Genomic DNA, 13,599 nt, shown 5'->3' with positions numbered 1-13,599 from the left:
TTCTGGTTCGGATTCTGACGGAGTGTCAGATGGGGGACGAGTGGGGGACGGTCAGACGCCCAACTGCTGCCACTCGTCGAGCCGCTGGAGGGCGAAGACGTCCTGGACCCCGGAGATGCCGTCCTCCAGGTGGGCGGTGTGGCCGGTCTCGTAGATCGACTCGAAGGTGGTGCGCAGCGAGGTGATGGTGGCGCGCAGCCCCTGGTTCGCGTAGATGACGGCCGAGACGCCGGCGGCCCGGGCGTCGTCGGCGTGCCAGTCGGGGTAGGTGGTGGGCACCACGACGACGGGCAGCCGGTCGTCCCACTGGCCGAGGAACTCCAGGACCTGGTCCTTGGTCTTCTGCTTCGAGTGGACGAGCACCGCGTCCGCGCCGGCGTCGGCGTAGGCGTGGCAGCGCTTGAGGGCCTCGTCGACACCGAGTCCGCTGATCATGGCCTCGGTGCGGGCGATGACGAAGAAGTCGTCGGTCCGCTGGGCGTTCTTCGCCGTCTCGATCTTGTGGGCGAAGGCGTTCACGTCCAGCAGGGTGTGGTCGGCGGCCGCGAAGCTGTTCATCTTCGGGAAGACCTTGTCCTCGATGCTCACGGCGGTGATGCCGGCGCTCTCGTACTCGGCCACCATGTAGGCGACGTTCATGCTGTTGCCGAACCCGGTGTCGCAGTCGGCGACCACCGGCACGGAGAGCGCCTTCTGGATGTTGGCGGCCGCCTCCAGGTAGTCGGTCATGCTCAGCAGGCTGGCGTCGGGCAGGCAGCGCGCCGCGGAGATCTCGAAGCTCGACGCCCACACGGCCTGGAAGCCGCTCTGCTCGGCGATGCGGCCGCCCAGGGAGGAGTGCGCACCGGCGATCTTGGTGAGGGGGTTGTCGGCCAGTACTTGCCGGAACGACGGGTAGCTGTTGCGGATCACGGGGGTGGCTCCTCTGGTGTAGCGGCAGCGGGGGATGCTGCCGGGGTGGTTCGGGTGGTTCAGATGTCTTGGGTGCTTCGGGTCTCCCGGCCGAAGGCCCGCCCGGCGACGAGGCCGGTGACCAGGAACAGCGCGGCCAGGACCAGCCAGCCGGCGCCGCCGAGGCCCGTCGTGAGCACGGTGACCAGGGCCGGGCCCAGGAACTGCTGGAGGCCCCGCGCGAGGGCGAACACGCCCTGGTACTCGCCCATCCGGCCGGGCGGCGGCAGGGCGAAGGCCAGTCCCCAGCTGCCCGAGGCCTGGGCCAGCTCGCCCAGGGTGAGCGCGATCAGCGCGGGCACCAGGAACACCGTGGCCCGGACGGCTCCGCCGTCCCCGGACAGCGCGAACAGCCCACAGGCCGCCGCCAGCAGCACGCCCGCCCGTACGAGCAGGCGGCCGGAGCCGTGCACCGTCTCCGAGCCCTTGCTCGCGGCGCGCTGGAAGAGCACCACCAGGAGCGCGTTCAGGGCGACCAGTACGGCCGTCAGGGCCTCGGGGGCACCGGTCCGGTGGGCGATCCACAACGGCATGCCCACGGTCAGGACCGGCAGGTAGAACTCCAGCACACCGCTGAGCCCGGTCGCCAGCAGGAAGCGCCGGTCCCTGATCGCGACCCAGGACCGTCGTGCGGGTTCTGCCGGTACGTGCTCTGCCGGTACGGGCTCCGCCGGTACGGGCTCCGCCCCGGCCGGCGGCCGCAGCCGGAAGGCGATGACGGCGCAGCCCAGTTGCAGCACCGCGTTCGCCGTGGTGACCGCGGCGAACGCGGTCCGGCTGCCGTCGGCCAGCGCCAGGCCCGCCAGGGCCGCCCCGCCGGTGAAGCCGAGGTTGAAGAGGCTGCGCAGCTGGGCGCGCACCCCGGTGGCCCTGGCCCGGCCGAACAGGGCGTGGATCAGGGCCCCGCGGAGCGGGCCGCCGGCCCCCGTCTCACAGACCCCGATCAGGGCCGCGACCACGGTGAACCCGGCCACGTCGTCGACGAAGGGGTAGACGAAGAACAGCGGACCGAGCAGCGCGTAGCTGACGGTCAGTGGAACGCGCGCCCCGAACCGGTCGGCGATCCGCCCGGCCGGCATCGAGCAGAGGAAGCCGCAGACGCCCGCGACCGAGAGGGCGAACGCCAGTTGGTCGGCGGAGAATCCCGCGGTCCGGGTGAAGAAGATCGCGCTGGAGGTGAGGAAGAGCCCGGTGCCCAGCGACTGCGCGAGCGTCAGGACGGCCATCGGGCGGGCCGCGCCGGGCTCGGGGACGAGGTCGCGCAGGTCGAGTGGTCGGGTGTGGGTGCTGGACAGCGGACTCAGTCCTGTTCGAAGAGTTCCGGCCGCTCCACCGCCGCCGCGAGCTCCCGGATGGTGCTCCGCCGGAGCACCCCGGAGCGCGGCATGGGCAGGCCGGCGTCGATCGCGCGGGTCGCGATCGTCAGCGCCATCAGCGAGTCGCCGCCGAGGTCGAAGAAATCGGCGTCGATGTCGGTGACGGGCTCGCCGAGGGCTTCCTCCCAGAGGCGGGAGAGCGTCGTGACGGTGCTCTCGTTCAACATGTCGATCCTTTCGAACCCGACGCCGGGGCAGGAGCCTGCTCGGGTCGGTGGGGTGCGTGCGTTCGGCTGGGCCCGTGGTGTCGCACCATCGTGTCGGCGGGTGCGGCGGGCGGGCATCAGTCACGTGACTGTCGTCGGAGGCGTAGGTCCTGTACCCGGTCCGTCGATCGGCTGTTCCACGGGCCGTCATCGCGCTGTCATGCGGCCCGTCGGCGACCGCGCCCGCCCGGCCTGCCGGGCCACCGCGCCCGGCGGCCCCGGAGACCGCTCCGACCTGCGAATTCGACGGGAATGTGACGCGAGCACAACCTGTGCTGCGGGGGTGTTTCGTCTTCGTGGCCAGATGCCTCGATCCCTGGTGCGACGGGTCCGCTCGCACACAGACTGGCCACTGCACGGTCGTGCACCCACCCCTTGGACCGAGGAAACCCCACCCGCATGCGTACCTCCCCCAGACCCGGCGCTCCCCAGCCGCACCCGCCGCATCCTGTGGGGAGGTGCCGTCCGTGCTCCGGTACGTGACCCGCCGGGCGCTGGGCTGGTTCCTGGTGATCGCCGTGGCCACCAACGCCACGTACTTCCTGGCCAGTTGGTTCCTCGACCCGCGCTCGAACTTCAAGGAGCTGCGCCCGGTCCGTACCGAGGAGCAGTTGTCCCGGGCCCTGGCGCCCTACAACCTCGACCCGCACGAGCCGCTGCTCCACCGCTGGTGGGACTGGCTGACCGGGGTGGTCCTGCACTTCGACTGGGGCCGCTCCCCGGTCGGCGTCCAGGTGAACGGGGAGATCGGCTACCGCTCCCTGGTCAGCGCGGAACTGGTGATCGGCGCGACGGTGCTGTCCGTCGTCGTCGGTGTCGCGCTCGCGGTCCACACCGCCTCGCGCCAGTACGGCTGGCGGGACCGGGCCGCCCAAGCCCTCTCCATGGCGCTCTTCAACGTCCCGGTGTCCATCGCCGCCCTCGCCCTGGTGCTGCTGGCCATCCGGTTGAACGAACACGCGGGCTGGCACTTCCTGTACGTCGCGGGGGAGAACTCGCCCGACGTGGAGGGGTTCTGGGCGACGGTCGGGGACCGGCTGCTGCACCTGATCCTGCCGACGCTGACCCTCACCCTGACCGGGTACGTGGGCTACCACCTCACCCAGCGCTCGCTGCTGCTGGACGTCATCCACTCCGACTTCGTCCGCACCGCCCGGGCCACCGGGCTCACCCGCGCCCAGGCGATCCGCCGGCACGCCCTGCGCACCGCGCTGATCCCGACCGCGCAGTCCGTGGCCTTCAGCATCCCGGCCGTCTTCACCGGCGCGGTCCTCACGGAGACGATCTTCGGTTGGAACGGCATGGGCCAGTACTTCATCCAGACCATCAACAAGAACGACGTGCACGGCACCGTGGCGACCGCGGCCTTCGCCGCCGCCCTGACCGCGATCGGCGCGATCCTCGCGGACATCGCCACCGTTCTCCTCGACCCGAGAGTGCGGGTGAACTGAGATGGGCACTCCGGTGAGTTCCGACGCCACCTCCGAAGGCGTCCTCGCCAGCGCCACTGCACCCGCACCGGCGGCAGGACCGCCGCCGCACGGGCAGGACGGGCACGAGGCGCAGGACGGGCACGACGGGCGCTACCTGGGCCGGCGCCGGCTCTACCTGCGGCGCTTCCTGCGCAACCGGATCGCCGTCGCCGGTGTGGTGATCTTCCTGCTGCTGGTGCTGTTCAGCGCCCTCGGCGACCTGTTCACCCCGTACGGCTACGCGGACGCCGACTTCTCGGCCCTGACCCAGGCCCCCGGCGCCGACCATTGGTTCGGCACCAACCAGGGCGGCAACGACGTCTACGCCGCCGCCGTGCACGGCCTCCAGCGCTCGCTGGTGATCGCGGTGAGCGTGTCCCTGCTGACCGTCGCCATCGCCGCGGTGGTGGGCGCGGGCGCCGCCTACGTCGGGGGCCGGGTGGAGAAGACCACCCTGGCCGTCATCCACTTCCTGCTGATCGTGCCCTCCTTCCTCGTCCTCGCCCTGGTCTCGCACCGGCTGGCGGGCGACTGGCGGGTCCTCATCCTGGTGCTGACGCTGTTCGGCTGGATGTCCACCGCGCGCGTGGTCTGGTCGGTGTCGACGTCCCTGCGCGAGCGCGACTACGTGCGCGCCGCGGAGTACATGGGCGTGCGCCCGTTGCGCATCGTGCTGCGCCACATCATCCCCAACCTGGGCTCCCTGCTCATCGTCAACCTCACCCTGGGCGTGGTCTCCACCGTGCTCAGCGAGACCGCCCTGTCCTTCCTCGGCTTCGGCGTGCAGACCCCGGACGTGTCGCTGGGCACGATGCTCGCCGACGGCGCGGGCACCATCACCAGCGCCCCCTGGCTCTTCGCCTTCCCCGCCGGGCTGACCGTCCTGCTCACCGTCTCGATGACCTTCGTCGGCGACGGCCTGCGCGACGCCCTCGACCCCACGTCCACCACCGGCGCGGCAGGAGGCCGACGATGACCCTCGCACCCAGCCACCGCACCGGACCCGACGCCGGGTCCACCGCCGGGCCGATCGCCGGATCCACAGCCGGGTCCACCGTCGGGCCGACCGAGCCGGAACCCGTCCTGTCCGTCCGCGACCTGCGGGTCTCCTTCCCCTCCGAGGCCGGACCGGTGGAGGCCGTGCGCGGCATCGACTTCGACCTGCTGCCCGGGCGCACCCTGGGCATCGTCGGCGAGTCCGGCTCGGGCAAGTCCGCCACCGCCCTCGCCGTCATGGGCCTGCTGCCGCCCACCGCGCGCCTCGGCGGCCGGATCCTGCTGGGCGGCCGCGACCTGGCGGCGATGAACGACAAGGAGCTGTCCCGGGTGCGCGGCAAGTCCATCGGCATGGTCTTCCAGGACCCGATGTCCGCGCTCACGCCCATCTTCAGCGTCGGCCGGCTGCTCTCCCAGGCCCTGCGGGTGCACCGGGAGCTGTCGAAGAGGGACGCGTGGGAGCAGGCGGTGGAACTGCTCGACCTGGTCGGCATCCCCGACCCGCGCGAACGCGCCAAGTCGTTCCCGCACGAGTTCTCCGGCGGCATGCGTCAACGCGTCGTCATCGCCCTGGCCATCGCCAACAAGCCCTCGGTCCTCGTCGCCGACGAGCCCACCACCGCGCTCGACGTCACCGTCCAGGCGCAGATCCTGGACGTGCTGCGCCTCGCCCAGCGCGAGACCGGCGCCGGGCTCGTCCTGATCACCCACGACCTGGGCGTGGTGGCCGGTCACGCCGACGACGTCGCCGTCATGTACGCCGGACGGATCGTCGAGCACACGAGTGTCGACGAGTTGTTCCGCCGCCCGACGATGCCCTATACCGCCCGGCTGCTGGCCAGCGTCCCCACGGTGGACAGCGGCGTCGAACGGCCCCTGATCCCGGTCGGCGGCGAGCCACCGTCCCTGGTCGGCCTGCCCGGCGGCTGCCCCTTCGCACCCCGCTGCGCGGTGGCCCAGGACGTGTGCCGGACCACCGAACCGGCCCTGACCGTAACGACGTTGACCGAACCGGCCTTGACCGTACCGACGTTGACCGAACCGGCCCTGACCGAACCGGCCCTGACCGTACCGACGTTGACCGCACCGAGCGGGCGGCACGGCCGGGTCGCCTGCCACCGCGCGCAGGAGATCGTGGACGGGACCCTCGACCCGGCCGGGGGCGCCGCCCCCGTGCCACCGCCCGGCGCCGGCCGCCGGACCGTCGGCGAGGTGGTGCTGCGGGTCGAGGACCTGGTCAAGACGTTCCCCGTCACCAAGGGGGCCCTCCTCAAGCGCCGGGTGGGCACCCTGCACGCGGTCAACCACGTCAGCTTCGAACTGCGCGCGGGCGAAACCCTGGGCCTGGTGGGGGAGTCCGGCAGCGGCAAGACCACCACGCTGCGCGAGGTGCTGGGGCTGCGCGCCCCCGAGGGCGGCCGCATCGAACTGGCCGGCACCGACGTCGCCACCCTGCGCTCGGCGGCCCGCGTGCGCGAGCTGCGGCGCGACGTCCAGATCGTCCTCCAGGATCCGACGGACGCCCTGGACCCCCGGCTGACCGTCTTCGACCTGCTGGCCGAACCGCTCCAGGCCGCCGGCGCCGACCGGGCGGCCATCCGGTCCCGGGTCACCCGGCTCCTGGACCTGGTCGGCCTGGACCGCGCCATGGGCGACCGCTTCCCCGCCGCCCTCTCCGGCGGCCAGCGCCAGCGGGTCGGCATCGCCCGCGCCCTGGCCCGTGAGCCGAAGCTGCTGGCCCTGGACGAACCGCTGTCCGCCCTGGACGTCTCGGTGCAGGCCGAGATCATCAACCTGCTCGCCCGGCTGAAGCACGAACTGGGCCTGGCCTACCTGGTGGTGGCCCACGACCTGGCCGTGGTGCGCCACGTCTCCGACCGCATCGCGGTGATGTACCTCGGGCACATCGTCGAGTCCGGCGCCACCGAGGAGATCTTCGCCCGGCCCCGGCACCCGTACACGAAGGCCCTGCTGTCGGCGATCCCGGTGCCCGACCCGGAGCGCGAGCGCCGGCGCGAGCGCATCGTCCTGGTGGGCGAGCAGCCCAGCGCCGCCCGGCTGCCGGAGGGCTGCGTGTTCGCCGACCGCTGCCCGCTGTACCGGGAGGCCGACGAGAGCGTACGGACGCGCTGCCGCACCGAACGCCCGGCGACCGTCGGCGCCCCGGACGGCTCCGACCACCAGTACGCCTGCCACGCGGTCTGACCCCCGCGCCGCTCCACCCCTTCCCAGCGATTCCCGCTGGTTTCCGCCGATTCCCACCAAGGACACCCCATGCTCAGGAAGTTCGTCCTGCCCCTCGCGCTCGTCGCCGCCGTCTCGGTCGCCGCCACCGCGTGCTCCTCGTCCTCCCCCTCCCCGTCCTCCTCCGGAGGCTCCGCCGGGCAGGGCGCCCAGAACGCCGCCAAGGTCGCGTCCTCGGTCACCGACTACAACCCCCAGCCGTACGAGAACATCAAGGACGGCGGCACCTACACCACCGCGGGCACCTTCGACGAACAGGGCAACCCCTTCAACGTCAACAGCACCCTGAACGCCCTGCGGATCTGGTCCTGGTACAACGCCGACGCGATCACCTACTCGCCCACCGGCGAGGTCCAGTACAACCCGGACTACTACAGCGACGTGAAGGTCTCCGTCGAGGGCGGCGACCAGAAGGTCGTCATCACCCTCAACCCCAAGGCCGTCTTCAACGACGGCACCCCCATCGACTGGCGGGCCATCGAGGCCACCTGGAAGGCCGACAACGGCTCGAACAAGGACTACGCGGCCAACTCCACCGACGGCTACGACCGCATCACCTCCGTCACCCGGGGCGCGGACGACAAGCAGGCGGTCATCGCCTTCAAGGGCGTCAACGCCTCCTGGTCGGCGCTGTTCACCACCTTCCTGCACCCCGAGGCCGCCACCGTCGACAACTTCAACAAGGCGTACGTGAAGACGGCCCACCCCGAGTGGGGCACCGGCCCGTACACCGTGGGCACCTGGGACGCCCACTCGGGCAACGTCACCTTCGTGCGCAACCCCAACTGGTGGGGCAGGAAGGGCAAGCTCGACAAGCGCGTCTACGTCAACCTGGAGAGCGCCGCCTCGATCAACGCCTTCAAGAACGGCGAGCTGGACTACACCTCCGCCGTGGACGCGGAGAACCTCAAGCAGGTGAAGGCGGTCAAGGACGCCGAGATCCGCAGCGGCGGCAGCCCCTTCGAGTACTCGCTGTACCTCAACGCCAAGTCCCCGCTCCTCGGTGACATCCAGGTCCGCAAGGCGGTGCAGGAGAGCATCGACCGGGCGCAGATAGCGAAGATCCGGTTCCAGGGCCTCGACTACACCGAGCCGCTGCCCGGCTCCGCGGTGCTCTACAGCTTCCAGCAGGGCTACCAGGACAACGTCGCGGCCGTTCTGAAGTACGACCCGCAGGAGGCCCGGAAGACCCTGGACGCGGCCGGCTGGACGCCCGGGGCCGACGGCATCCGCACCAAGGACGGCAAGCAGCTCGCACTCGGCTACACCCTCCTCGGCGACGACCCCATCGAGAAGGCCACCGCCGGGGCGTTCACCGCGATGCTCAAGGCGGTCGGCGTGAAGGTGGACGTCAACAAGGTCTCCGAGAACGACTTCTCCAAGGTGCTCAGCGAGCGCCGCTTCGACCTGTTCATCTCCGGCAACCGCTCGACGGACCCCTTCGGCGCGCGCTACCTGTGCGACTTCTACTGCTCTGACCGCGACTCCAACCTCACCGGAGCCGGCACCCCCGAGCTGGACCAGGAGATCCGCGCCACCGGCCAGATCGCCGACCTCGGCCAGCAGGCCGCGGCCGTCAACAAGGTCGAGCAGAAGGCCCTCCAGCAGTACGCCTTCCTGCCGCTCTACAGCGGTCCCTCCACCTACGGCATCCGGAAGGGCCTCGCCAACGTCGGCGCCACCATCTTCTACAGCCCGCTGCCCGAGACCATCGGCTGGCAGAAGTAGCCACCCGTGCGCCGGCGCCGGGGCCGGGGGCGCTTCGCGCGTTGATCACTTGTCTACCGGGCACTTCTACGGTCGGGCCATCGGCAAGTTCCGCACCGTTCCGAAGGACCCACATGACTGACCCGGCCGCGTCGTCGCGCGGTGACACACCCTGGATCGGCGACGATCCGAGATTCACCGAACTACGCTCCACCTACCGCAGGTTCGTCTTCCCCGTGACGGCGGCGTTCCTGCTCTGGTTCCTGGCGTACGTCCTCTGCTCCGCCTACGCCCGTGGGTTCATGGCGACCAAGGTCGCCGGGCACGTCAACGTGGCCCTGGTCTTCGGACTGCTGCAGTTCGTCTCGACCTTCGCCATCGCCCTGGCCTACGGCCGGTTCGCCGCCCGGCGGCTGGACCCGCTGGCGGCGGCGCTGCGGAAGGCGGCGGCCTCCGGTCGCCGCGACGGTGACCAGGAGCCGACGGAGATCCAGGCATGACACAGCACCTTTCCCACGCCGCCGCCGCGGCGGTACAGGCGACACAGGCGGCGTCGACGTCGGCGTCGGCGTCGGCGTCGAACAAGGGCCTGACCATCGGCCTGTTCGTGGCCCTGGTGGCGGTGACCCTGGTCATCACCCTGTGGGCCCGGCGCAGCACCCGGGGCACCGGCGGTTTCTACACCGGCGGCGGCGAGTTCTCCGCGCTGCAGAACGGGATCGCGATCTCGGGCGACTACCTGTCCGCGGCCTCCTTCCTCGGCATCGCCGGGATCATCGCGCTGGCCGGGTACGACGGCTTCCTGTACTCGATCGGCTTCCTGGTGGCCTGGCTGGTCGCGCTGCTGCTGGTGGCCGAACTGCTGCGCAACACCGGGCGGTTCACCATGGCCGACGTGCTCGCCGCGCGGCTGCGCAGCGGACCGATGCGGACCGCCGCGGGCGTGTCGACCATCGTGGTGTCGATCTTCTACCTGATCGCGCAGATGGTCGGCGCGGCCACGATCGTGGGGCAGCTGCTCGACGTCAAGGGCAGCGCCGCGCAGGTGTGGACCATCGTCGGGGTCGGTGCCCTGATGATCGTCTACGTCGTGGTCGGCGGGATGAAGGGCACCACCTGGGTGCAGATCGTCAAGGCGGTGCTGCTGATCGCCGGCGCGGCCACCATGACGGTGTGGGTGCTGGCGAAGTACGGGTTCAACATCAGCCACCTGCTCGGGGACGCCGCGGCGGCCTCCAAGAAGGGCGACGCCTTCCTCCAGCCCGGCCTGAAGTACGGGGCGACCGACGGCTGGTCGAAGCTCGACCTGGTCAGCCTGGGCACCGCGCTGGTGCTGGGCACCGCGGCGCTGCCGCACGTGCTGGTCCGCTTCTACACCGTTCCGACCGGCCGGGACGCCCGCAAGTCGGTCAACTGGTCGATCGGCATCATCGGGGTCTTCTACCTGATGACCCTGGTGCTGGGCTTCGGCGCGGCCGCGCTGGTCGGCACGGCGACGATCAAGGAGAAGGACCCGTCCGGCAACACCGCCGCGACCCTGCTGGCCGAGCACCTGGGCGGCGGCGCGGGCACCACCGGCGGCTCGCTGATGCTGGCGTTCATCGCGGCGGTCGCCTTCGCCACCATCCTGGCGGTGGTCGCCGGGCTCACCCTGACCTCCTCGTCCTCGTTCGCCCATGACCTGTACGCCAGCGTGATCCGCAAGGGTCGGGCCACCGAGCGGCAGGAGCTGATCACCGCGAAGATCGCCGCCGTGGTCATCGGCGCCGCCGCGGTCGCCCTGTCGATCTTCGCCCGGGACCTCAACGTGGCGTTCCTGGTGGCGCTGGCCTTCGCCATCGCGGCCTCGGCCAACCTGCCCGCCATCCTGCTGACCCTGTTCTGGCGGCGCTTCACCACCTTCGGCGCCAAGTGCGGCATCTACGCCGGCCTGGTCAGCGCGATCGGCCTGGTGCTGCTCTCCCCGATCTGCTGGGGCGGCGCCAGCGCCACCGTCCCCGCCGTGAAGCTGACGGCCGCCCAGGCGAAGGACTGCGGGGTGCCGGCCGCCAGCAAGGAGGTCGGCAACGCCACGGCGCTGATCTCCTGCACCACCACCGCGCCGGTCCCGCTGCAGAACCCCGGGGTCATCTCGATCCCGATCGGCTTCGCCGCCGCCATCCTCGGCTCGCTCGCCGGCGGCCGTCGCCGCCGGGACGAGGACGCGGACGGACGATCCTTCGCGCAGCTGGAGGTCCGCGCGCTCACCGGGGCGGGGCGGTAGCCATGACGACGGGTTCCAACCTCGACGAGTTCCTCTCCGACCTCGATCGCTACGCCGCCGCTGACGTCCTGACCGCCCAGCTCACCGCGGACACCCTGCGCAAGTACCTGCGCGCCGGGCTGATCGTCCCCGCGGACCTGTGCGCCGGTGACACCGCCGGCTACGCCCAGCGGCTGCTGCACGCCGGGCGGACCCACTCCGTGGTGGCCCTGACCTGGCTGCCCGGGCAGGCCACCCCGATCCACGACCACCTCGCCTGGTGCGTCTCCGGCGTGCTGGAGGGCGTGGAGGTGGACGAGGCGTACCGGCTGTGGCGGATGCCCCGCTCCGGCCGCCGGGTGCTGGTGCCGTCCGGCCGGACCACCTGCTCCGCGGGCCGGGTGCAGCTGCTCGTGCCGCCGGACGAGGACATCCACCGGGTGTCCAACGGCGGCACCGGGCGCGCGGTCTCGCTGCACGTCTACGGGGCCGACATCTCGCTGAACGGCGGCACCTCGATCAACCGGGTCTTCGGGCAGGACGTCCTGGACGCCCCGCCGGACGGGGCCCGCCTGGTGAGCTGGCGGCACCCGGACGGCCTGGCACCCTGACGGTCTGGCACGCTGACGGCTTGGCACCCTGACCGACGGCCCACCACGACCTGACCGACCCACCGCGACCTGACGGGCCGCTCACCTCCGGGCGGCCCGTCAGGTCGTGGTCGTCGCGCGCCGGGGCTCGGGCCTGTCCGACGGGTGGCCGGGTCAGGCGCGGGTGGCGGTGACGAGGTGGTAGTCGAGGAGGCCGTCGCGCCAGGCGGGGAGGAAGTTGCGGCTCCAGTGGGCGGGCGGGACGGTGTCGGTGAGGTAGCGGTCGAGGCCGGGCCAGACGTCGGCGCCGATGGAGCGGGTGGTGACGTCGGTGAAGCCGGCGCCGGTGAGGTCGCTGGTGAAGGTGCCGAGGGGGTGGGCGACGTCCAGGCCGTCGGCGAAGCTGGCGAGCAGGATCTTGAGGCGTTCGGCGATCTCGGGGCCGGGGGCGGCGAAGAAGGTGGTGACGGCGAGGCGGCCGCCGGGGCGCAGGACCCGGGCGGACTCGCGGGCGAAGGTGGTGAGTTCGCGGAAGTGCTGGGCGGCTTCGACGGAGTAGAGGCCGTCCAGGTGGCCGTCGGTGAAGGGGAGTCGGTCGGCCGAGCCGAGGGTGTAGGCGAGCCGGTCGGGATAGGTGGCCAGGGCGCGGGCGTTGACGGCGCGGGCGCGTTCGATCTGGTCGGGGTGGATGTCGACGCCGGTGACGGAGGCGAAGCGGAACTCCCGTAGCGCGAGGGCCGCGCCGAGCCCGCGGCCGCAGCCGACCTCGGCCAGGCGCAGCTGCTCGCGCGGCTCGGGGAAGGTGTTCAGCACCCGGCGGTAGAGCTGCTCCTGGCTGTGCACCCGGTCCTCGGGGGACGGGGCGGTGAGGTCGATCCCGTGCCAGTCACCGAAGTTGATGAATCCGCCGGCGAAGCTGGCAGCCTTGGCGAGGTCATCGGCGCCGTACGTCCGGCGGACCGTCGGGGGGATGTGGTTGTGGTCCATGGGTGGTCGGGTCTCCTGCTCGGTGGGCGCCCGGCGGTCGGGCGCGCCGAGGTACGTACCCAAACCGGTGGCGGTCCGAACACGGTACGTGACCGCCCGGGTTCGGGGTTGACGCGACGTGGCGGCGGGCGGTGGCAGCCGGGCGGCGGCCGGCCGGTGGCCGGCGGTCGCGCCGGAAAACGCGGTGTCCGGCCGGGCGCCGGTTCGCTACAGTCCGCCGGGTGTCCGAACCAGCCGGACATCCGAATCAGCCGGGAACCCGAACCAGCTGGGAACCCGAACCAGAGGAGCGACCGACCGATGAGCACCGACGACCGTCCCGTACCGTCACTGACCGGCGGCGAGCGCGACATGCTGCGCCAGTTCCTGGACTACCACCGGGCGACCCTCGCCATGAAGTGCGAGGGCCTCACCGACGAACAGCTGCGCCTGTGCTCCAGCCCGCCGTCCACGCTGAGCCTGCTCGGGCTGGTGCGCCACATGGCCGAGGTGGAGCGCACCTGGTTCCGCCGGGTGATCGACGGCGAGGACGTCCCGCTGGTCTGGTCCGAGGACGGCGACTACCAGGTGGCCTACGACACCACCGGCGCCACCCGCGCCGAGGCCTTCGCCGCCTGGCAGACCGAGGTCGAGCACTCCCGCCGCATCGAGCTGGCCGCCCCGTCGCTCGACGTGACCGGCTACCAGCCCCGCTGGCAGGCCGAGGTCTCGCTGCGCCTGGTGATGCTCCACCTGATCCACGAGTACGCCCGGCACAACGGCCACGCGGACTTCCTCCGCGAGGCCGTCGACGGCGTGGTGGGCGTCTGACACCACCCGCGGCGGCCC

At 71.7% G+C, this 13,599-nt stretch carries 12 protein-coding genes; 8 read left to right on the top strand and 4 right to left on the bottom strand.

The annotated features are described in order from the left end of the window. Positions 1-51: 51 nt before the first annotated feature. The 3 genes from ACZ47G_RS06525 to ACZ47G_RS06515 form a co-directional block, all read right to left on the bottom strand. Positions 52-912, bottom strand: a complete 861-nt coding sequence (locus tag ACZ47G_RS06525) for an isocitrate lyase/phosphoenolpyruvate mutase family protein (RefSeq protein ID WP_465740340.1) — start codon at positions 910-912, stop codon at positions 52-54. Positions 913-971: 59 nt separating this feature from the next. Further along, a complete protein-coding gene (locus ACZ47G_RS06520; RefSeq protein ID WP_465740339.1) occupies positions 972-2,177 on the bottom strand; it encodes an MFS transporter in 1,206 nt (401 codons plus the stop codon). 74 nt (positions 2,178-2,251) lie between these two features. After that, positions 2,252-2,491, bottom strand: a complete 240-nt coding sequence (locus ACZ47G_RS06515; RefSeq protein WP_465740338.1) for a phosphopantetheine-binding protein — start codon at positions 2,489-2,491, stop codon at positions 2,252-2,254. Positions 2,492-3,000: 509 nt separating this feature from the next. Here ACZ47G_RS06515 and ACZ47G_RS06510 point away from each other — a divergent pair. From ACZ47G_RS06510 to ACZ47G_RS06480, 7 genes are all read left to right on the top strand, one after another. Then, positions 3,001-3,984 (top strand): ABC transporter permease, encoded by a 984-nt coding sequence (locus tag ACZ47G_RS06510; RefSeq protein WP_465740337.1) that lies wholly within the window; start codon positions 3,001-3,003, stop codon positions 3,982-3,984. Positions 3,985-3,997: 13 nt separating this feature from the next. Then, positions 3,998-4,981: an ABC transporter permease gene (locus ACZ47G_RS06505; RefSeq protein WP_465740336.1), complete on the top strand. Its 984-nt coding sequence runs from the start codon at positions 3,998-4,000 to the stop codon at positions 4,979-4,981. Beyond that, positions 4,978-7,206, top strand: a complete 2,229-nt coding sequence (locus ACZ47G_RS06500) for a dipeptide ABC transporter ATP-binding protein (RefSeq protein ID WP_465740335.1) — start codon at positions 4,978-4,980, stop codon at positions 7,204-7,206. Before ACZ47G_RS06505 ends, ACZ47G_RS06500 begins: the two co-directional genes overlap by 4 nt. A gap of 69 nt (positions 7,207-7,275) precedes the next feature. Continuing rightward, positions 7,276-8,973 carry an ABC transporter family substrate-binding protein gene (locus ACZ47G_RS06495; RefSeq protein ID WP_465740334.1) on the top strand — a complete coding sequence of 566 codons (1,698 nt, stop codon included), beginning with the start codon at positions 7,276-7,278 and terminating at the stop codon, positions 8,971-8,973. A 113-nt stretch (positions 8,974-9,086) separates the two neighbouring features. Continuing rightward, a complete protein-coding gene (locus ACZ47G_RS06490) occupies positions 9,087-9,452 on the top strand; it encodes a DUF485 domain-containing protein (protein ID WP_465740333.1) in 366 nt (121 codons plus the stop codon). Then, positions 9,449-11,215, top strand: a complete 1,767-nt coding sequence (locus ACZ47G_RS06485) for a solute symporter family protein (protein WP_465740332.1) — start codon at positions 9,449-9,451, stop codon at positions 11,213-11,215. The genes ACZ47G_RS06490 and ACZ47G_RS06485 overlap by 4 nt, the downstream gene beginning before the upstream one ends. 2 nt (positions 11,216-11,217) lie before the next feature. Next, positions 11,218-11,805 carry a cysteine dioxygenase family protein gene (locus ACZ47G_RS06480; protein ID WP_465740331.1) on the top strand — a complete coding sequence of 196 codons (588 nt, stop codon included), beginning with the start codon at positions 11,218-11,220 and terminating at the stop codon, positions 11,803-11,805. A 153-nt stretch (positions 11,806-11,958) separates the two neighbouring features. On the opposite strand, the gene ACZ47G_RS06475 is transcribed toward ACZ47G_RS06480, so the two are convergent. Then, entirely contained in the window at positions 11,959-12,771 is an 813-nt protein-coding gene (locus tag ACZ47G_RS06475; protein WP_465740330.1) for a class I SAM-dependent methyltransferase, read from the bottom strand. A gap of 300 nt (positions 12,772-13,071) precedes the next feature. On the opposite strand from ACZ47G_RS06475, the gene ACZ47G_RS06470 reads away from it, so the two are divergent. Continuing rightward, positions 13,072-13,581, top strand: coding sequence for a DinB family protein (locus tag ACZ47G_RS06470; protein WP_465740329.1), 510 nt, complete (start codon positions 13,072-13,074; stop codon positions 13,579-13,581). Positions 13,582-13,599 lie beyond the last annotated feature (18 nt).

The organism is Kitasatospora sp. NPDC030952 (genome assembly GCF_055571335.1).
The sequence above is the reverse complement of the archived record's forward strand: the minus strand, read 5'-3'. Positions and strand labels throughout refer to the sequence as shown.

What these genes read in the sequence shown, in the direction of transcription:
- ACZ47G_RS06520 (WP_465740339.1), bottom strand. Translation starts at nt 2,177, where the DNA reads ATGGCCGTCCTGACGCTCGCGCAGTCGCTGGGCACCGGGCTCTTCCTC.
- ACZ47G_RS06500 (WP_465740335.1), top strand. Translation starts at nt 4,978, where the DNA reads ATGACCCTCGCACCCAGCCACCGCACCGGACCCGACGCCGGGTCCACC.
- ACZ47G_RS06495 (WP_465740334.1), top strand. Translation starts at nt 7,276, where the DNA reads ATGCTCAGGAAGTTCGTCCTGCCCCTCGCGCTCGTCGCCGCCGTCTCG.
- ACZ47G_RS06490 (WP_465740333.1), top strand. Translation starts at nt 9,087, where the DNA reads ATGACTGACCCGGCCGCGTCGTCGCGCGGTGACACACCCTGGATCGGC.
- ACZ47G_RS06485 (WP_465740332.1), top strand. Translation starts at nt 9,449, where the DNA reads ATGACACAGCACCTTTCCCACGCCGCCGCCGCGGCGGTACAGGCGACA.
- ACZ47G_RS06480 (WP_465740331.1), top strand. Translation starts at nt 11,218, where the DNA reads ATGACGACGGGTTCCAACCTCGACGAGTTCCTCTCCGACCTCGATCGC.
- ACZ47G_RS06475 (WP_465740330.1), bottom strand. Translation starts at nt 12,771, where the DNA reads ATGGACCACAACCACATCCCCCCGACGGTCCGCCGGACGTACGGCGCC.
- ACZ47G_RS06470 (WP_465740329.1), top strand. Translation starts at nt 13,072, where the DNA reads ATGAGCACCGACGACCGTCCCGTACCGTCACTGACCGGCGGCGAGCGC.